The 17,768-nt window shown below is 64.7% G+C and carries 18 protein-coding genes; 12 read left to right on the forward strand and 6 right to left on the reverse strand.

Translation table 11 applies throughout. The features are described from left to right. Positions 1-662: 662 nt before the first annotated feature. The gene (locus HWY45_RS26620) at positions 663-1,214 is read right to left on the reverse strand and encodes a GNAT family N-acetyltransferase (protein WP_059883330.1); all 552 of its coding nucleotides are present in this window, start codon (positions 1,212-1,214) and stop codon (positions 663-665) included. A gap of 395 nt (positions 1,215-1,609) precedes the next feature. Here HWY45_RS26620 and HWY45_RS26625 point away from each other — a divergent pair, with 395 nt between their 5' ends. Both HWY45_RS26625 and HWY45_RS26630 read left to right on the forward strand, forming a co-directional pair. Then, a complete protein-coding gene (locus HWY45_RS26625) occupies positions 1,610-1,915 on the forward strand; it encodes a DUF485 domain-containing protein (protein ID WP_059564903.1) in 306 nt (101 codons plus the stop codon). Continuing rightward, positions 1,912-3,573: a cation acetate symporter gene (locus tag HWY45_RS26630; RefSeq protein ID WP_059883332.1), complete on the forward strand. Its 1,662-nt coding sequence runs from the start codon at positions 1,912-1,914 to the stop codon at positions 3,571-3,573. The genes HWY45_RS26625 and HWY45_RS26630 overlap by 4 nt, the downstream gene beginning before the upstream one ends. Before the next feature lie 60 nt (positions 3,574-3,633). On the opposite strand, the gene HWY45_RS26635 is transcribed toward HWY45_RS26630, so the two are convergent. Both HWY45_RS26635 and HWY45_RS26640 read right to left on the reverse strand, forming a co-directional pair. Then, the gene (locus HWY45_RS26635) at positions 3,634-3,852 is read right to left on the reverse strand and encodes a hypothetical protein (RefSeq protein ID WP_017335631.1); all 219 of its coding nucleotides are present in this window, start codon (positions 3,850-3,852) and stop codon (positions 3,634-3,636) included. 74 nt (positions 3,853-3,926) lie between these two features. Continuing rightward, a complete protein-coding gene (locus tag HWY45_RS26640) occupies positions 3,927-4,943 on the reverse strand; it encodes an alpha/beta hydrolase family protein (protein ID WP_059883334.1) in 1,017 nt (338 codons plus the stop codon). Positions 4,944-5,090: 147 nt separating this feature from the next. On the opposite strand from HWY45_RS26640, the gene HWY45_RS26645 reads away from it, so the two are divergent. The 7 genes from HWY45_RS26645 (at position 5,091) to HWY45_RS26675 (ending at position 12,096) form a co-directional block, all read left to right on the forward strand. Beyond that, positions 5,091-6,032: a LysR substrate-binding domain-containing protein gene (locus HWY45_RS26645; RefSeq protein ID WP_059883336.1), complete on the forward strand. Its 942-nt coding sequence runs from the start codon at positions 5,091-5,093 to the stop codon at positions 6,030-6,032. A 152-nt stretch (positions 6,033-6,184) separates the two neighbouring features. Next, complete coding sequence (locus HWY45_RS26650; protein WP_059883338.1) at positions 6,185-7,432, forward strand: ABC transporter substrate-binding protein; 1,248 nt, start codon at positions 6,185-6,187, stop codon at positions 7,430-7,432. Next, positions 7,429-8,160, forward strand: a complete 732-nt coding sequence (locus HWY45_RS26655; protein WP_059806438.1) for an ABC transporter ATP-binding protein — start codon at positions 7,429-7,431, stop codon at positions 8,158-8,160. The genes HWY45_RS26650 and HWY45_RS26655 overlap by 4 nt, the downstream gene beginning before the upstream one ends. Before the next feature lies 1 nt (position 8,161). Further along, positions 8,162-9,073 (forward strand): branched-chain amino acid ABC transporter permease, encoded by a 912-nt coding sequence (locus tag HWY45_RS26660; protein WP_059883340.1) that lies wholly within the window; start codon positions 8,162-8,164, stop codon positions 9,071-9,073. Further along, a complete protein-coding gene (locus HWY45_RS26665) occupies positions 9,070-10,044 on the forward strand; it encodes a branched-chain amino acid ABC transporter permease (RefSeq protein ID WP_059883344.1) in 975 nt (324 codons plus the stop codon). Before HWY45_RS26660 ends, HWY45_RS26665 begins: the two co-directional genes overlap by 4 nt. Beyond that, the gene (locus tag HWY45_RS26670) at positions 10,041-10,457 is read left to right on the forward strand and encodes a FixH family protein (RefSeq protein WP_059883346.1); all 417 of its coding nucleotides are present in this window, start codon (positions 10,041-10,043) and stop codon (positions 10,455-10,457) included. Before HWY45_RS26665 ends, HWY45_RS26670 begins: the two co-directional genes overlap by 4 nt. A 211-nt stretch (positions 10,458-10,668) precedes the next feature. Next, a complete protein-coding gene (locus HWY45_RS26675) occupies positions 10,669-12,096 on the forward strand; it encodes a hypothetical protein (RefSeq protein WP_081069818.1) in 1,428 nt (475 codons plus the stop codon). A 390-nt stretch (positions 12,097-12,486) separates the two neighbouring features. Here HWY45_RS26675 and HWY45_RS26680 read toward each other — a convergent pair whose 3' ends face one another. After that, positions 12,487-13,581 (reverse strand): hypothetical protein, encoded by a 1,095-nt coding sequence (locus HWY45_RS26680; RefSeq protein WP_150998612.1) that lies wholly within the window; start codon positions 13,579-13,581, stop codon positions 12,487-12,489. Between the two features lie 366 nt (positions 13,582-13,947). Here HWY45_RS26680 and HWY45_RS26685 point away from each other — a divergent pair, with 366 nt between their 5' ends. The 3 genes from HWY45_RS26685 to HWY45_RS26695 are packed head-to-tail and all read left to right on the forward strand — an operon-like array spanning position 13,948 to position 15,930. After that, positions 13,948-15,114: an MFS transporter gene (locus tag HWY45_RS26685; RefSeq protein WP_230941888.1), complete on the forward strand. Its 1,167-nt coding sequence runs from the start codon at positions 13,948-13,950 to the stop codon at positions 15,112-15,114. After that, positions 15,111-15,305, forward strand: coding sequence for a hypothetical protein (locus HWY45_RS26690; RefSeq protein ID WP_059883348.1), 195 nt, complete (start codon positions 15,111-15,113; stop codon positions 15,303-15,305). The genes HWY45_RS26685 and HWY45_RS26690 overlap by 4 nt, the downstream gene beginning before the upstream one ends. Before the next feature lie 4 nt (positions 15,306-15,309). Continuing rightward, positions 15,310-15,930 (forward strand): GNAT family N-acetyltransferase, encoded by a 621-nt coding sequence (locus HWY45_RS26695; RefSeq protein ID WP_059883349.1) that lies wholly within the window; start codon positions 15,310-15,312, stop codon positions 15,928-15,930. Between the two features lie 52 nt (positions 15,931-15,982). On the opposite strand, the gene HWY45_RS26700 is transcribed toward HWY45_RS26695, so the two are convergent. Together HWY45_RS26700 and purU are read right to left on the reverse strand one after the other, a co-directional pair. Next, on the reverse strand, positions 15,983-16,759 hold the full coding sequence (locus HWY45_RS26700; RefSeq protein WP_059806472.1) for a ferredoxin--NADP reductase: 777 nt from the start codon (positions 16,757-16,759) through the stop codon (positions 15,983-15,985). Positions 16,760-16,785: 26 nt separating this feature from the next. Then, complete coding sequence (purU, locus tag HWY45_RS26705) at positions 16,786-17,685, reverse strand: formyltetrahydrofolate deformylase (protein ID WP_059564973.1); 900 nt, start codon at positions 17,683-17,685, stop codon at positions 16,786-16,788. Positions 17,686-17,768 lie beyond the last annotated feature (83 nt).

The raw sequence follows: 17,768 nt of genomic DNA on the forward strand, positions 1-17,768 counted from the left end.
CATTGATTCGATTGCGGCCGTGGCGCCGCGATTACCTGCCGAAATTGAGCGGTAATGGTACTCGCGTATCCGGGGGCCAATTACAGAATGGCCGGATCCCTTGCGGTTGAAGTCCGCAACGACAACTGCGCGTTGCGAGTTGTGTTCGCTTGCAGTTTCTCACGAGATGCGTCCTATTCCTCGACGCCGAGGGTGCCCATCACACGTTTCCTAAGTACGAGTACTTGCGAGGTATCATCCATCACTGATCTTATCCTTCGTCGGTTCAGCCCGCTGGAACTGGCGTACAAGTCTGCCATCGCTTCTGTAAGGTGTCCTCGCGTGACGGCGCGGAGTGACTGTTTAGCTCTGCGGATTCAACCCGTCGATGCAACGAATTGATGAAAGCGCTCGGCCGGCGCAACGGATTGGCAGCAGCCACTGAATGCCCATCAACGACACCGTAAGCGCGCGAAATCTCACTATCGAACGAGGCGCTATATACATGACATAGCGTCGCGCTACATACGAGTCCCGGCAGGAACCACCACGGATCGATCGGCTTCAGTCGCGTGTCGAAAACTGAAAACGCATTTTCCAAACGAAGATTGAAAAATCACGTCAATACGGTTACGCATTCAACAAGTCGAACCCAGCAGCCTTGCTTCCGCCTGCCCGACCACCTAGATTCTCCACTCCCTCCCCAGCAACCCATAAAGCGCACTATCCGAAACCTCATCCCCCACAATCCACCGTTCCCGCAGCAACCCTTCCCGCACGAACCCCAGCCGTTCAAGCACCCGCGCCGACGCCGCGTTGCGCGGATCGATATCCGCCTCAAGCCGATTCAGCTTCAGCGCACCAAACGCATGCTCGACCAGCGCACCAGCCGCCTCACCCATATACCCGCTTCCCCAATGCCGGCGCTTCAGGCTGAATCCGATCTCCGCCCGCCGGCATTGCGCGTTCACGTGAAAGAGCGCGCACTCCCCGATCACTTCGCCGGTCGCGCGCGATTCGACTACACAGTTGAGATCCATCCCGTCCACAGCCGTAGTCAACTTCCGCGCGACCCGTTCCCTCGCCTCATCCAGACCAGTCATCGCCGGAATTGAGAAATAGCGCATCGCCTCCGCGTCCGACCAGATCTCGAACAGTGCGTGCGCATCTTCTTCCTTGAGCGGTCGCAACGTGAGGCGGGCCGTAGTCAGCGTGGCAGGTTCAAACAGAGACATGAAGGCAGGCAATCACAAAAAAGTGCCTCATTGAACCACGCACCCCGCGTATCAACAACCACACACGGCGTCGCTATATATGTCCGCCTGTACCGCCCACGCGCATTAGACACAATCGACAACATCATTCACAAAAACAACCACCCTCCCCCTCGATTCCCCCACGTAAACCCCACCCAAAGATTTCCCCGCGCGTAAGAACCCGGTAAGCGGACGCTTTTACCTTACTCACGGGCGCATCGAAACAACAACACACGAAGATTGCCTGTTTGCGCCCTCGCCCCCATCCCTGTCCGGGGGCCCACACCCACGTGGATCGCCAGCCGTTCAGGCACAGCCCGCACGACGGCGCTCCACCAGGCAAGCAAAGGAAGACATCTATGCAGGAGACGAAAATGGACCTCGAACGTGTCGAGAAAATCAGGTCGAGCACGGCCTACCGCGAACTGGTGCGCAAGCGCTCGACGCTCGGCTGGACGCTGACGGCGCTCGTGCTGGTCATCTACTACGGCTACGTGCTGCTGATCGCGTTCGACAAGGACTTGCTCGCCGCGAAGCTCGGTGCGGGCGTGACGACCTGGGGCATGCCGATCGGCCTGTTCGTGATCGTCTTCACCGTGGCGGTCACCGGCCTCTACGTGCGCCACGCCAACAGCACCTACGACGACCTGACCGACCGAATCAAGCGGGAGGCCGCATGAAACGCCTGCACCTTCCCGCAACGGCCGCGCTTTCAGTCGCCTCCGCCAGCAGCTTCGCCGCCGGCGGCGATCTCGGCCAGGCCGTCAAGCAGGCGACCAACTGGACCGCGATCTGCATGTTCGTCGTGTTCGTGGTCGCCACGCTCTTCATCACCAAATGGGCCGCGCGCAAGACCCGCTCGGCCGCCGAGTTCTACACGGCGGGCGGCGGCATCACCGGCTTCCAGAACGGCCTGGCGATCGCGGGCGACTTCATGTCCGCCGCGTCGTTCCTCGGCATCTCGGCCGCCGTCTATGCGAACGGCTATGACGGCCTGATCTACTCGATCGGCTTCCTGGTCGGCTGGCCGATCATCACGTTCCTGATGGCCGAGCGGCTGCGCAACCTCGGCCGCTTCACGTTCGCCGACGTGGCCGCCTACCGCTTCAAGCAGACCCCGCTGCGCGCGTTCGCCGCGTCGGGCACGCTCGTCGTGGTGGCGTTCTACCTGATCGCGCAGATGGTCGGCGCGGGTCAGCTCATCAAGCTGCTGTTCGGCCTCGAATACTGGATCGCGGTGGTGATCGTCGGCGCGCTGATGATGGTGTACGTGCTGTTCGGCGGCATGACCGCCACCACCTGGGTGCAGATCATCAAGGCCTGCCTGCTGCTCGCGGGCGCGTCTTTCATGGCCTTCATGGTGCTCTGGCAATTCAACTTCAGCCCCGAGGCGCTGTTCGCGAAAGCGGTCGAGGTGCACGAGAAGAAGACGTCGATCATGGGCCCCGGCAACTTCATCAAGGACCCGATCTCGGCGATCTCGTTCGGCATCGCGCTGATGTTCGGCACGGCCGGCCTGCCGCACATCCTGATGCGCTTCTTCACGGTGCCGAATGCGAAGGAAGCACGCAAGTCGGTGTTCTGGGCGACCACCTGGATCGGTTACTTCTATATCCTCACCTTCATCATCGGCTTCGGCGCGATCGTGCTGGTGAGCACCAACCCGGTGTTCAAGGACGCGGGCGGCAAGCTGCTCGGCGGCGCCAACATGGCCGCGGTGCACCTCGCGAGCGCGGTCGGCGGCAATGTGTTCCTCGGCTTCATCTCGGCCGTCGCGTTCGCGACCATCCTCGCCGTGGTCGCGGGGCTCACGCTCGCCGGCGCGTCGGCGGTGTCGCACGACCTTTATGCCACCGTGTTCAAGCGCGGCCAGGCATCGAGCGCGAGCGAGCTGCGCGTGTCGCGCATCACGACGGTCGTGCTCGGCATCGTCGCGGTCGTGCTCGGCATCGTGTTCGAGAAGCAGAACATCGCGTTCATGGTGTCGCTCGCGTTCGCGGTGGCGGCCTCCGCCAACTTCCCGGTACTGTTCATGTCCGTGCTCTGGCGCGGCTGCACGACGCGCGGCGCGACCATCGGCGGCTTCCTCGGGCTGCTGTCGGCAGTGGTGCTGACGATCCTGTCGAAGGCGGTGTGGGTCGACGTGTTCCACTACGCGCGCGCACCGTTCCCGTATGCGTCGCCCGCGCTGTTCTCGATGGCGATCGGCTTCGCCTGCATCTGGCTGTTCTCGGTGACCGACCAGTCGGCCCGCGCACGCATCGACCAGGCAGGTTTCGACGCGCAGACGGTCCGTTCGGAAACCGGCATCGGCGCGTCGGAAGCGGCAAGCCACTGAGCGGCAGTCCATCCGTGTGGCGGGGGCGACGCGCTCGCCCCTGCCGCTTTATCTCCCGCCTCAGATCCCGAAGCCCGGCGCGGGAAATACCGCCGCCAGCCGGGCCACGACCTCCCGCCCGCGCACCGACAGCAGCACGCGCGTGGCTTCGCTCGCGGTCGCGTCGAGCTGCACCAGCCCTCGGCTGAGCAGCGAACGGATCTCCGCCAGCTCCCGCTCAAGCCCGCCCGGTGTGCTGGCCAGCACCATCAACGTGGCGATTTCATGCGGACTCAGCATCGCTTCGGCTCCTCATTCGATACCGCCGCCGGGCGACGCACATGCCGACGCACGGAACCACGGCAGATCGCCCTTTACAGCAGCACGATCTGATGCTCGACCACCGGCTCCGTGTCGGCATGCCCGCGCGCGTCGCGCTCGGACACGATCCAGCCGGGCGTCTTCGGCGCGAGCTGGCCGGTCTTCAGCCAGCCGAGCGGAATCGGCCACAGCGTCGACTCGAAGCGGCTGTGGAAGAACGCGAAATGGCCGATGCTGTCGACGCCGATCGCATCGGGGCCGATTCGCAGATGCACGACCCGGCTGCGCGTGAAATACCGCAGCAGCCGCTCGATCGCCGGAATCGTGCCGAACGGATCGTCGGTGACGCTCGCGGCGAGCACCGGCGCGCGCATCGCGGTGAAGCGCCGGACCAGCGAGCGGCGCTGCGCATCGTCGCGTTCGATCGGCGCGCGCCGGTAGGTGTCCTCGAAATCCGGCCGGCTGCGGCTCCACGACAGCGCGACGCCTTTCGGCGTGTCCTCCATCCAGCCGAGGCGCTTGGCCGGGAAATAGCCGAACAGCGCCGACAGCGCCGGCATCACGATGTGCCATTTCCACAGCATCGCGAGCCGGCTGCGCGGCGCGTAGTCGCGCCAGTGCGCATACTGCGCGCCCATCGTGAACACGCGGCGCACGAGGTGGTTCGACGGCGCGAGGCCGGCGACGAAGCCGCCGATGCTGTGCGCGACCACGTCGATCGGCTGGCCGGGGAATTCGGCCAGCGCGTAGCGCAGCACCGCCTCGAAATCGCGCTCGCCCCAGTCGAGCCAGGTCGCGTCGAGCCGGTCGAGCCGCGCGGGCCGCGATTCGCCGATGCCGCGGTAGTCGTACACGATCGCGTCGTAGCCGTGCCGGTGCAGGTAGCCCGCAAACCGGAAGTAGTAGCGGCAGCGCACGGACGTCGCCGCGTTCACGATCACGACGGGCCGCGGCTCGTCGTCCGCTGCCCCCGCGCGGTGCCGCCAGACGAAACCCTTGATCGGATAACCGTCTGCCGCGGTCACGGCAAACGGTTCCGGCTCCGGCATGCGTGCGTCCTTCTCACTCATTGTTTGTTCTCCACATGCTCGAGTGTCATGCATGACGCGTCCGTAAAGCCTCGGATGTCCCTTGCGGACGCGCCACACTGCCTATTTCACTTGACTGCGGGAATTCCCTCAATCAATCTTCTTGCATCACTCGCATGAGGAGCGCGCATGGCAGTCCCTCTCGTCAGGCTTCCGTCGCTCGACCTGGTCCGCGGTTTCGTCGCGGTCGGCCGGCGCATGAGCATCACGCTCGCGGCGCAGGACCTGTGCCTCACCCAGTCGGCGGTCAGCCGCCAGGTCAACGCGCTCGAGGAAGCGCTCGGCGTCAAGCTGCTGAACCGCGGCTACCGCGCGATCTCGTTCACCGCCGAAGGCGAGCGGCTGTTTCGCGCGGCGGACGGCGCGGTCCAGCAGTTGCAGGAAGTCGTCGACCTGCTCACCCATCCGAAGTCGCGCCAGCCGGTCACGGTCACCGCGAGCATCGGCGTGTCGGCGCTGTGGCTGCTGCCGCGCCTCGGCAACCTGCAGCGCCTGCATCCCGACATCGACCTGCGGGTTGCCGCGACCGACCGTGTGCTCGACGCGCGCACCGAGGGCATCGACCTGTCGATCCGCTATGCGCCGACGAGCGGCGTGCCGTCGGCCGCGATCCGCCTGTTCGACGAGGTGATCGTGCCGGTCGCGCATCCGTCGCTCGGCATCGCGAAGCTCGACGCGGATACCGTCGCGCGCCACGTGCTGCTCGAATTCGACGGCGCGCGCCGCCCGCTGCTGCAGTGGTCCGATCACCTGAGCGCGCTCGGCCTCGACGCGCTGCGCCCGCGCGGCATCCTGCGCTTCAACCAGTACGACCAGGTGATCCAGGCGGCGCTCGCGGGCCGCGGGATCGCGCTCGGCCGCCGTGCGCTGGTCGAGCCGCTGCTCGCGGACGGCCGCCTGGCCGCGATCGGCGAAGCCGGCGCGGGCCGCGCGACGGGCCACGCGTACTGGCTATGCCATGCCGACGAGACGCTGCGCGACGACGTGCGCGCGGTGGTCGACTGGATCGTCGGCGAGGCCCGCGCGTCCGCGTCCGACGACGCGGCTGCATCGCCCGCGCCTGCTGCCTGAGCGACGCGCGCCGCCGCCCGCAACTACCAAAGATGGTAGTTGCCCCCGGCAAAAGCGGCGGGTGAAATCGACGGCGTTCCAACGACCGCAACGCGGCGTGCCTGGCCTCCTGAGCCGTGCATCCGTACGCCGCGCCTCAGGAGGAATGCCCGATGAAACCCCGCAAGCCAGTGTTTGCCGCCGCCATCGCGCTTGCGATGCTCGCCGGCAATGCCACCGCAACAGCCACCGCCGCGGATCGCGTGATCCGGATCACCGGCTTTGGCGCAACCTCGGGCGTGCTGCGCCCGTTCGGCGTCAACAGCGAGGCCGCGCTGCGCGCGGCGGCCGACGAGATCAACCGCGACGGCGGCGTGAAGCTCGGCGACGGCACCCGCGGCCGGCTCGAGATCAGCTACCTCGACGACAACTGCAAGCCGACCGAAGGCGTGGACATCGTGCGGCGCCTCGCCAGGACCGACACGCTCGCCGCGGTCGGCACGACCTGCTCGCCGGTCGTGCAGGCCGTGTTCGGCTCGCTGCAGAAAAAGGCCGGCGACGCGACCGATTCCGGCCTGCAGTTGCCCGTATTCACCGACGTCGCGATGAAGATCGGTCTCGCCAAGACCTCCGACTGGTCGTTCCGCAACATTCCCGACGAGAACGCGATGTACGACGACGTGTTCGCATGGGTGCGGCGCGAGCACCCGGATGCGCGCACGGTGTACGGCGGCGTCGAGCAGAACTTCGTCCACTCGAACCAGACCTGGTACCAGGTGATGAAGCCGCGCGCGCAGGAGGCCGGCTTCGAGATGCTCGGCGAGACGCGCTGGCTGCTCGACGACACGAACTTCGCCGAGCAGGTGCGCGCGATCAAGGCCGCGAACGCCGACGTGGTCGCGATCTCCGCGCATCCGTATTCGGCGTGCGGCGTGCTGAAGGAAATGCAGCGCCAGGGCGTGCGGCCGAAGGTGCTGGTCGGCCTGACGAGCAGCTCGACGCCGGAGCTGCTGAAGGTGTGCGGGCCCGCGGCCGAAGGGCTCGTGATCCCGACCAGCTTCGCGACGATCAACCCGGTCGCGCAGAAGGCCGCGGCCGAGACCGCCCGCTTCGGCGGCTACGCGGACCTGCACAGCATGGCCGCGTGGGAAATCCTCTACATGATCCGCACCGCGATCGAGACGCGCGGCGTGCTCGCGAAGCCCGACACCGTGCAGGCCGACCGCGAGAAGATCCGCGCGGGGCTCGCCGCGATGAAGACGGCCGACGGCCTGCTCGGCACCGTGCAACGCACGCCGGAGCGCGAGTCGGTCAAGCCGTTCGTGCTCGTCGAAGCGCGCCGCAACGCGTGGGACGTCATCGAGCGGCCCGCGCCGCGCACCGAACTCGTACACGTCGAACAACCGGCCCGCCTGCCGTGACGCAGCCGCTCGTCGCGCTGCGCGGCGTCGCGTGCCGTTTCGGCGACGTGCGCGCGGTGGACGGCCTCGACCTCGACATCGCGCCCGGCGAGACGGTCGGCCTGATCGGGCCGAACGGTTCCGGCAAGAGCACGACGCTCGGCCTCGTCGCCGGCACGCTGCGCCCGACGGCCGGCACGGTCCGCTTCGCGGGCGCCGACGTGACGCGCATGCCCGCGTGGCGGCGCGTCGCGCTCGGCATCGCGTGGACGTCGCAGCAGCCGCGCGTGTTCGAGCGGCTGTCGGTCGGCGACAACCTCGCGGCGGCCGGGCGCGACGCCGCCGATGCGGCGCTCGCGTCCGCGGGGCTTGCGCACAAGCGGCATGTGCTGGCGGCTACGCTGACCTTCGCGGAACGCCGTCGGCTCGAGCTGGCGCGTGCGCTGGCGCAGCGCCCGCGGCTCTTGCTCGTCGACGAACCGGCGTCGGGGCTCGACGCGGATGAACTCGCGGTGCTGCAGGAACGGCTCGCCGCGCTGCGCGCGTTGGGTGTCGCGATCGTGCTCGTCGAGCATCGGATCGGCTTCGTTGCGCGTCTTGCCGAACGCATCGTCGTGCTTGAACGCGGCCGCGTGCTGGCGGATGGCACGCCCGCGCGCGTGCTTGCGGATCCGGCTGTTGGCCGCGCGTATCTGGGTGATGATCTCGGTGACGCGGCGTCGCCGGAACCGGATCTCGCGGCGGGCTGACGTGAGCCCGCTGCCGTTCGACGCCCTCGCGCTCGGTGCGTCGTACGCGCTGCTCGCGACGGGCTTCACGCTCGTGTTCGGCGTGCTGCGGCGCGTGAACCTCGCGTATGGCGCGACCGTGATGTTCGGGCTGTATGTCGCGATCCGGCTGACCGAATCGCTGCCGCCCGTCGCCGCGTACCTCGCCGCGCCGGTGATCGCGGTCACGGCCACGCTCGTCGTCAATTTGTACGTCGAGCGCCTGTGCTTCACGCCGCATCGCGGTGGCGTGAGCGTCACTGCGATGGCGGCGAGTTTCGCGGTGTGGATGCAGATCGAGGACGCGGGCGTGCACCTGCTGCCCGCGCACGCGAATCCGTTCCCGTCGCCGTTCGCGCAGTTGCCGGCCGCGTGGCAGGCCGGCGCGTTTCGTGCCGATCATGCGATCGCGCTCGGCTGCGCGGCGCTCGCGACGCTCGGCTGCTGGATGCTGTTGCACCGCACCCGGTTCGGGCTCGCGGTGCGCGCGATCGTCGACGATGGTGCGGCCGCTGCGCTCATGGGCATCGACGTGCGCCGCATGTCGACGCGCGTGTTCGCGCTGGCGGCCGCGCTTGGTGCGCTCGGCGGGTGTCTGATCGCCGGGATGCAGGGCCAGGTGAGCGCAATGTTCGCGATGTGGGCAACGCTGAAGGGGCTCGCGGCTGCGGTGCTTGGCGGCTTTGGGTCGTTGCCGGGGGCGATTGCGGGTGGGCTTGCGCTTGGTGCGGTGGAGACCGTGCTGCAGGCGCGGGTTGGTGTCGAATACCGTGATCTCGCCGCGAATTTGCTGCTGTTTGCGGTGCTGTGTGTGCGGCCTGGTGGGCTCGCGTCGCTCGTGCCGGGGCGTCGTGGGCGTGCCGCGTTGCTCGATCGCGCGGAGGGTGGCCGGTGACGCTGATTGCGAATTTTGGGTTGCTGGCGTTTCTTGCGCTGTCTGCGTATGTGCTCGCGATCGGCGGCGATTTGTCGTTCGGGCAGCAGGCGTTGTTCGGGATCGGTGCGTATGCGGGGGCGTCGGCGACGGTGCTTGGTGGGTGGTCGCTCGCGGCAGCACTTGTGCTTGCCGCCTTGGTCGGCATCGCGGCGGGGTTTGTATTGCGCGCGCTTACGCTGCGGCTGCGTGCGCTCGGTTTCTCGCTCGCGACGCTCGCGGCCGCCGAGACGGTGCGCCAAGCGCTGGCGGTCGTGCGTGTGCAGCGGGTCGGCGCGGATGGCGAGTTGGTTGGGCCCAACGGCGCGGAGGGTTTTGCCGGGATTCGCTATGTGTTCGAGCACGGGATGACGCCCGGCGATGTCGCGCTCGTCGTGTGGAGTGTGCTCGGGCTGGTGCTTGTCGGGCTCGTCGTGCTCGAGCGCACGCGCTTCGGCCGCGCGCTGCGGATGACCGGCGAGGATCCCGCGCTCGCCGCCGCGCTCGGCATCGACGTGCGACGCGCGAAGCTCGTCGCGGCGGCAATCGCGGGGGGTATCGCGGCGGTCGGTGGCGCGCTTTATGCACATTGCAATACGTATATCGAACCGGACAACTTCGATCTGATGCTCGGTATTCACGGACTGTCGTATGCGTTGATCGGCGGGCTTGGTGCGCCGATTGGGCCGTTTGCGGGGGTCGCCGTGGATCTCGGATTGATCGAGGGTAGCCGGCTGTTCCACGGCTATCGGATGATCGCGTTCGGTGGCCTTGTTGCGGCGATTCTCGTCGTGCGGCCGCGCGGGATGGTTGACGAAGCGCTCGTGGCGAAACTGCGAGGGTGGTATGCGACGCGTATTCGGCGCGTGTTGCGCGCCTTCTCTCTTTCGCCGCAGCTGCTGTCGCGTCGCTTGCGCCGTCGAGCAGCGCGGCGACAATCGGAGCAAATATGATTCTTTCGTATTCCACCGCCGCCCGGCGGTCGCTGCGCCGTGCATGTACGCTGGCGACGCTCGTCGTGCTGGCAACCGCCCTGCCCGCCGCGCACGCCGCCGCCCCCGACGCACGGATCGCATGCAAGCCGGCCGGCACCGCATACGCATACGACTGCGCGATCGACCTCGCCGATCCGCACACGCGTGCGCCCGTCGACGGCGCGCGCTTCACGGTGACGGCCGACATGCCGTCGATGCCGATGGCGCACAACATCACGCCGGTCGATGCGACACCCGACAGCCAGCCGGGGCGCTATCGCGCGCGGCTCGCGCTGGAGATGGATGGTGTGTGGCTCGTCAAGCTGACGTTCAGTGTGCCGGTGCGAGATCGGGTAGTAAGGCGGGTGCGGTTCCAGGGTAGTGCTGGATAGGGACTGTTCACACTAATAAGGGGCTTGTGCTGGCAGGAAGAAGGGGCGAGCCCAATGAATGGGACACAGTGAATATCGATCACGAATATATCGATCAGTCTTACGCCGCTGACTGTGCTATTGACCGATCTTGCCCACCGGCCATATCACCGTTCCCCCTATAATAAGCCTCATTCTAATTACTGCCCACACGATGGGCGAGGAAGACCATATGAACGAACTGATCTCCAAGCAGCCGATGGACCTCATTGATCCACAAGCGCAGAGAGTTGTGGATTTCTTAAAAAACATCGGACTTCCTCATGACAATATCATCGCCGCCCAGGACCAGCGTGCGATCATTGGTCAAAACCTGCCGAACGTCATCGCTTCATTACCGCCAGAAGTTAAACAAGATGCCCGCTACTTGTCCAAGTTTGTAGTTGGTGCAGGCTTTGGATTGTTTGACTATTCTCTTAATTCAATTTGGAATGAGGTTGTTCTCAATCTGCACAAAAAGGCAACTGCCTATGGTTTGGATATTTTTTATGACGCTGCGGTTGGGGGTAAGGCTCGTGAATTTTATCAGTCGGAAGACGATCTACGCTCATTGAAGGATGCGGTGTTGCTTGATACATGCCGAAAGCTAGAGTTGATTGCGGACACGACGCATAAAAAACTCAAGCACATTCTCGATATGAGAAATGATATTGGAATATCGCATCCGACGAACTATGTCATCAACGCATATGAACTGCTTGGGTGGTTGACCACGTGCATCCAAGACGTATTGAATGACAGCCCAACCGAAGCCGCGTTGCAGGTCCAAGCTTTTATTCAAAACTTAAGGACGTACACGCAACCGCTTGATCCGGTTAATAAGGCCGGTATTGAACAAAAGATCAAAGCACTTGCCTCTCATCATTGCGGTCATATTCTCCGAACAATGTTCGGAATTTATGTCGCGGGGGACACTGACCCTCAGGTTCGAAAGAACATTGCATTGCTGGCTGTGACTGTATGGGGCTCGAGCAACGATGAAACAAAGTATAAGCTGGGACTAACCCTCGAAGGCTATAACAATAATTTGTATTCTGACAAGCACGTTTTGGGTGAGCAATTCTTTGCAGCTGTAGGGGGAAATGCTTTTCGCTCCAACGCAGAGAAATCAATACAGATCGATTCACTTTTAGACGAATTGCTTGAGAAGCACAACGGCTGGGACAATTTTCACCATGAAGGGCCCGTAGCGGACTCCATAGCGTCTTATATCAATAATCAGCTGGACATACTCCCAAATTTCGCAGCAAAACTGGTTAGAGTAGTTCTGATATGCCGTATTGGTCGCGGTGTGACTTACTGCGACGGTGTCTCACCACGTGGACGTGGCTACTATGATCGCATCTTGGCACTGCTTGGCGATCAGCACGGCTGGACCGCGCTAGCAGCCCTAACGAACTATGAGATTCAAGCGCAACTTGAGCAAACCGTTTGCAGAACTCAGGCGTGTGCCGCGCTGAATGTTATTAAGCGAGGCGTGGTTAGCGAGCGACTCCTGGAGTGTATCGACTATCTTATCGCTAACATTCCTAATTCGGGTCGAGCAGCGTTGGACACGAAGTTCAAGACACTTTCGACAGGCTACCTTGTATGGCCATGAATGTGCCGCAGTGAGTACTTCGGTTTGACGCGCCGATGGTCCGTCTGAGGACGTTACGCTGCGAATGTCCTCTTCATTTTGTAAAGCGTCCCGGATGTTTCAGTATGGCGATAGACCGCTCCGAGTCGACGACGGCAGGTCCCGAAGGGTGTGAGTATAGGTCTTGGCGTAGCTTTCCGGAAAGCGCCTTATCAGATAAGGCGCAAAAACCTATGCATCATTGGGCGCCACGTCTGCGACCACGGGCCGGCCGCCTTATCATCCCCTGCAGGGCCGCACAAGATCTACATCTATGGCTATGCGGACTGATCCTGACTAGTCCAGCGAAGCGCTTGGTTTAGGGCTGGACAATGAAGGCTGACAGACACGGCCGCTTTGCGTTCTATCACTTCAAATCTTCATACCCAGCAGCTTAGTAAGATCGCTGTATGCGTGCTTGACGCGCGTGTCATTGCTTACCAATCCATGAAAGCTCGTGGCGGTCAAAACATATTGTTGATCTAGAACATCGTTCGAAACTTTTTCGGCCGGAAATCCTTCAAATCCGCCTTCCGCTATCCAGCGCATACAGTGCCAAACATTTAAAAGAATATACCTAAAAACCAGCGGGCGTCGCTTGATAAAGGAGATCGCTCTTCTCTTGTCGACACCTCTTCCTTGCAGGATCCCAACAGACAGAATTTTCGCGTGGTCGAGTATGATACTCAGCCGCTCCCCTTCACTTAATTGCTTTGAGCGAAGCAATTTTTGCTGCTCTCTAGTCACCATATTTTTTGTAACCTCAATCAGCCCCGCTAATTGACCTCTATTTGCGTCGTGACTTAAGTGATCGGAGGCGACAGCAAGTCGGTGGTCCGCGCCCTCCTTAATGCGACGAAATGCAACGGTTTCAACACCTGTGCGCACCCAACACAGGAGGTCGCGAACGAATTCCGTCGCTTCGTGATACATCAAGTGTCCAGTTTGTGGTTGAAGTGTCTCAAGCTCCTTTTTCAACGATTCGTTCACTGAATAAGCGATATGCACCCGGACGGGAGCCTCAGCTAAAATTGCGAGTGAACCGCGAAGCGTTTCCTTCCACTTATCGTTTTTGGTTAGCTCGAGAAAAGCCAAATCCGGAAGCACGAAATGCGCTTCTTGCTGGTTTGCGAGCATATCCGACAGTTCGGCTTTCCGCAGAATGTTTTGATCAAGAACAAGGTAGCGTTTAGTCATGGACAGCATTTTAGAATTGTCGAAATGGACAAGACGATGAATGCCGTCGATTATGCATGAGGACACACCGATGACACTTGCCCCGTGCCTCAAAGCGCAGAGGGAGTCAGCGTACTGCGTAGCCATGGTCGGCAACGCCGACAAACACTGATCAGCGACATGGCCGCTGTGCGTTTGTAACCGGCATTGACGCGGCAATGCCGTAAACATCACGTATGGATCAACCAGCGATATCCCCAGAAATCCACGAAGAATCGACGTTTTTGTCATGGGAATGCGTCTTGCCGGTCACATTGCGGCATCGCGCATCGCTTATTTGGCTCGGGGCAAACAGCGCTGCTTGCTTCTTGCACATACCGAAAGGAATTCCCCTTGAGGGACAAGCCGGCAAGGTGCGTTCCCAAGCCCGTCATCAGCGCGACCAAGCCCCACCCCCACCCTCACATACCCCCCACGCATGCGACCCCACCCAAAGACTCACTTGAGCCCCCACCCCGGCCGGGTCTCTAATAGGCGCACGACCACCGCACCCATGCGGCGGGCGAACGAATCCAACAGGGGAAGGAGACGACGGTGATCGGACCAGAAGAGGCATGGAAGCGTCGCTGGCTGCTCGTAATAGCAGGCGGCATCGTAATGGGCGCGGCGCTCGGCGTACGCAACGTGCAGGGCCTGTTCCTGCTGCCCGTCACGCTCGATCGCGGCTGGTCGCGCGAAGCGTTCGGCTTCGCGCTCGCGCTGCAGAACCTCCTATGGGGCGTCGCGCAGCCATTCACCGGGATGATCGCCGACCGCTTCGGCTCGGCGCGCGTGATCTTCGCGGGCGCGGTGCTCTACGCGCTCGGCCTCGTCGTGATGGCGCACGCGGCGTCGACCGGCGTCTACACGCTCGGCACCGGCGTGATGGTCGGCGTCGCGCTGTCGGGCACCGCGTTCGGCGCTGTCTACGGCGCGCTGTCGCGCCTCTTCGCGGCCGACAAGCGCGGCTGGGCGCTCGGCATCGCCGGCACGATCGGTGGGCTCGGCCAGTTCTGCATGGTGCCGCTCGCGCAAGGCATGATCGGCGCGTTCGGCTGGGTGTCGGCGATCGTCGTGCTGGCCGTCGTGATGCTCGCCACCGCGCCGCTGGCGGGCTGGCTGCGCGATCGCCCGGTCGGCCACAGCGCCGAAGGCGGCCACGACCAGACGATCCGCGCGGCGATCGCGGAAGCGCTGTCGCACCGCGGCTTCTGGCTGCTGAACCTCGGCTTCCTCGCCTGCGGCTTCCAGCTCGCGTTCATCGCCGCGCACATGCCGGCCTACCTGCTCGACAAGGGAATGACCGCGCGCGAAGCGAGCATCGCGCTCGCGACGATCGCGCTCGCGAACACCATCGGCACGTTCCTGTGCGGCTACGCGGGCGGCTTCATGCGGCGCAAGTACCTGCTGGCGGGCATCTACTTCGTCCGCTCGGCCGCGATGGCGCTGTTCGTGCTGCTGCCGCTCACGCAGGCGAGCCTGTACATCTTCTCGTTCGTGATGGGGCTGATCTGGCTCGGCACGGTGCCGCTGACGAACGGCGTGGTATCGCAGGTATTCGGCGTGCGCTACATCACGACGCTGTTCGGCCTCGTGTTCTTCGGCCATCAGCTCGGCAGCTTCTTCGGCGTGTGGCTCGGCGGCATCGTGTTCGACACGACCCACTCGTACGACCTGCTGTGGTACGGCTCGATCGCGCTCGGCGTGGTCGCCGGGCTGCTGCACCTGCCGATCAACGACCAGCGCGTCGCGCGGCTCGCCGTGCCGATCGCGCAGCCCGCATGACGACCGCCCTGCACGCCACGCGCGCTGTTGGCCGCACGGCTCACAGCGACCGTCGCGCCCGCCTGGTCCGCATCGCGCGCGTGGGATCGGTGTCGCTCGCGCTCGCCGCGCTCATCGCGTGGAGCTTCGCCGGCTACCTGACGCCCGACGCGCTGCTGTCGCTGCTGACCGGCTTCTCGCTCTGCGGGTAACGCGATGACGCCCTCCTCGACGCGTCCGGCCAGGCTCGATGTCGCAGCGCGCACGCGCCCCGTCGACGTGCGTGCGGCGGCGTTTCCGGACGACGAGGAGCTCGTGCAGGATCTGCTGCTCGAATACGAAATGACATGGCTGCGGCATGGCGTGACGATGCCGCGCCTCGGCACGGAGCTGACCGCGCTGCCGGGCCCGTACGCGCCGCCGCATGGCGCCGTGTACATCGCGCGGCTCGACGGCGTGCCGGTGGGCTGCGCGGCCGTGGCCGCGTGCGACGGGCCGCCCGGCCGGCGCGAAATCCGCCGGCTGTACGTACGCGACGGTGCGCACGCGTCCGACGTGCTCGGCGCGCTGCTGGCCCGCGTCGCGGCGCTGGCCGAGCTGGACGGCTGCTCGGCCGTGCGCTGCGCGATCTTTGCCGATCTCGACCCGCGTGCCGCGACGTTCGCCCGCCATGGTTTCAATGTGTGCGCGCCGGACAGCCCGCCGCCTGACGGAATGCGCGTACCACCCGCGATCCGCATCGCGACGCTCGAAAAAGCCTGCGTACCGGCGCGCGCCGCGCATTGGCGCACGCTGATGCGGCGGCTGATCGTGCGCGGCCAGCCAGGGCGCACGTAAGCCGCCCCTGTCAGCCGCGCAGGCAACCCACCCTCGCTCGCCCGCCCACCGCTTACTTCTCGACGAACGCCCGCTCGATCACATAATCCCCCGGCTCGCCCTGATGCGGCGACACCTGCAACCCGCGCGCGTCCAGCAGCTTGCCGAGATCCGCGAGCAGCGACGGGCTGCCGCACAGCATCGCGCGATCGTCCTGCGGCGACAGCGGCGGCACCCCGATATCCTCGAACAGCTTGCCGCTCTCGATCAGGTCCGTGATGCGCCCGCGGTTGTGATACGGCTCGCGGGTGACCGTCGGGTAATAGATCAGCTTCTCGCGCAGCAAATCGCCGAGGAATTCCGTGCGCGGCAGCTCGTCGCGGATGAAATCCGAATACGCGAGCTCGCTGACGAGACGCACGCCATGCACGAGCACGACCTGCTCGAACCGCTCGTACACCTCGGGATCCTGGATCACGCTGAGAAACGGCGCGAGCCCGGTGCCGGAGCCGAACAGGTAGAGCCGGCGGCCGGGCTTCAGATCATCGAGCACGAGCGTGCCGACCGGCTTGCGCGACACCAGCAGCTTGTCGCCGGGCTGCAGGTGCTGCAGGCGCGACGTGAGCGGCCCGTCCTGCACCTTGATGCTGAAGAACTCGAGATGGTCGGCGTGCGCGGCGCTCGCGATGCTGTACGCGCGCGTGAGCGGCCGGCCGTCGACTTCGAGGCCGATCATCACGAAGTGGCCGCTCGAGAATCGCAGGCTCGGCGGGCGTTCGGTGCGCAGGCTGAACAGCGTGTCGTTCCAGTGATGCACGTGCAGCACTGTTTGTTCTGAAAAAGCGGACATGTCGGCCTCGGCGACTAAGAAAAGGATTAACGGAACACGACGGTCTTGCCGCCGTTCATCAGCACGCGATGTTCGCAGTGCCACTTGACCGCACGCGCAAGCACGACGGATTCGATGTCGCGGCCGATCGCGGCCAGCTCGCGCGGGCCGGCCGCATGGTCGACCCGCTCGACGTCCTGCTCGATGATCGGGCCTTCGTCGAGATCGGTCGTCACGTAGTGCGCGGTCGCGCCGATCAGCTTCACGCCGCGGTCGAACGCCTGGTAATACGGCTGCGCGCCCTTGAAGCTCGGCAGGAAGCTGTGATGGATGTTGATCGCGCGGCCGTGCAGCAGCGCGCACATCTCGGGCGACAGGATCTGCATGTAGCGCGCGAGCACGACCAGCTCGACCCGCTCGCGCTCCAACAGCGCGGCGATGCGCGCCTCCTGCGCGGGCTTTCCGCCGTCGGCGTCGGACATCGGCAGGTGATGGAACGGCAGCGCGAAACGCGCGGCGAGCGCGCCGAGCTCCGCGTGGTTCGACACGATCGCGACGATGTCGATCGGCAGCTGCCCCGACATCTGCCGGAAGATCAGGTCGTTCAGGCAGTGGCCCTCGCGGCTCGCGAGGATCGCGACGCGCGGCCGCCATTGCGCGTCGTGCACCTCGACGTCCATCCCGTACGCGATGCGCAGGCCATCGAGCAGCCGCACGAGCGTGGTCGCGTCGGCGACGGCGGCGGGCGCGTCCACGTGCACGCGCATGAAGAAGCGGCCGTGCACGCGCTCGCTGCCCACGTCGCCGAACTGCTGCGCGTCGACGATGTTGCAGCCGGCCTCGAACAGCGCGCGCGACACCGCGTAGACGACGCCCCGGCTGTCGCGGCACGACAGCCGCAGCACGTACTCGCGGTTGGCGGCGGCCGCCGGCGCGGGGTCGCGCAGCCGCGCGAGCAGGCGCGCGGCCTCGGCGCCGTCCGGGGAGGATCGGCCCGCGTCCGGCGCGCCGACGTCGATCAGGGATTCGC

Origin of the sequence: Burkholderia stagnalis (assembly GCF_902830275.1) — a bacterium.
Taxonomy (GTDB): domain Bacteria; phylum Pseudomonadota; class Gammaproteobacteria; order Burkholderiales; family Burkholderiaceae; genus Burkholderia; species Burkholderia stagnalis.

What these genes read in the sequence shown, in the direction of transcription:
- HWY45_RS26640 (WP_059883334.1), bottom strand. Translation starts at nt 4,943, where the DNA reads ATGAGTGAGAAGGACGCACGCATGCCGGAGCCGGAACCGTTTGCCGTG.
- HWY45_RS26630 (WP_059883332.1), top strand. Translation starts at nt 1,912, where the DNA reads ATGAAACGCCTGCACCTTCCCGCAACGGCCGCGCTTTCAGTCGCCTCC.
- HWY45_RS26690 (WP_059883348.1), top strand. Translation starts at nt 15,111, where the DNA reads ATGACGACCGCCCTGCACGCCACGCGCGCTGTTGGCCGCACGGCTCAC.
- HWY45_RS26680 (WP_150998612.1), bottom strand. Translation starts at nt 13,581, where the DNA reads ATGACAAAAACGTCGATTCTTCGTGGATTTCTGGGGATATCGCTGGTT.
- HWY45_RS26650 (WP_059883338.1), top strand. Translation starts at nt 6,185, where the DNA reads ATGAAACCCCGCAAGCCAGTGTTTGCCGCCGCCATCGCGCTTGCGATG.
- HWY45_RS26620 (WP_059883330.1), bottom strand. Translation starts at nt 1,214, where the DNA reads ATGTCTCTGTTTGAACCTGCCACGCTGACTACGGCCCGCCTCACGTTG.
- HWY45_RS26645 (WP_059883336.1), top strand. Translation starts at nt 5,091, where the DNA reads ATGGCAGTCCCTCTCGTCAGGCTTCCGTCGCTCGACCTGGTCCGCGGT.
- HWY45_RS26685 (WP_230941888.1), top strand. Translation starts at nt 13,948, where the DNA reads ATGGGCGCGGCGCTCGGCGTACGCAACGTGCAGGGCCTGTTCCTGCTG.
- HWY45_RS26635 (WP_017335631.1), bottom strand. Translation starts at nt 3,852, where the DNA reads ATGCTGAGTCCGCATGAAATCGCCACGTTGATGGTGCTGGCCAGCACA.
- HWY45_RS26675 (WP_081069818.1), top strand. Translation starts at nt 10,669, where the DNA reads ATGAACGAACTGATCTCCAAGCAGCCGATGGACCTCATTGATCCACAA.
- HWY45_RS26700 (WP_059806472.1), bottom strand. Translation starts at nt 16,759, where the DNA reads ATGTCCGCTTTTTCAGAACAAACAGTGCTGCACGTGCATCACTGGAAC.
- HWY45_RS26695 (WP_059883349.1), top strand. Translation starts at nt 15,310, where the DNA reads ATGACGCCCTCCTCGACGCGTCCGGCCAGGCTCGATGTCGCAGCGCGC.
- HWY45_RS26670 (WP_059883346.1), top strand. Translation starts at nt 10,041, where the DNA reads ATGATTCTTTCGTATTCCACCGCCGCCCGGCGGTCGCTGCGCCGTGCA.
- HWY45_RS26625 (WP_059564903.1), top strand. Translation starts at nt 1,610, where the DNA reads ATGGACCTCGAACGTGTCGAGAAAATCAGGTCGAGCACGGCCTACCGC.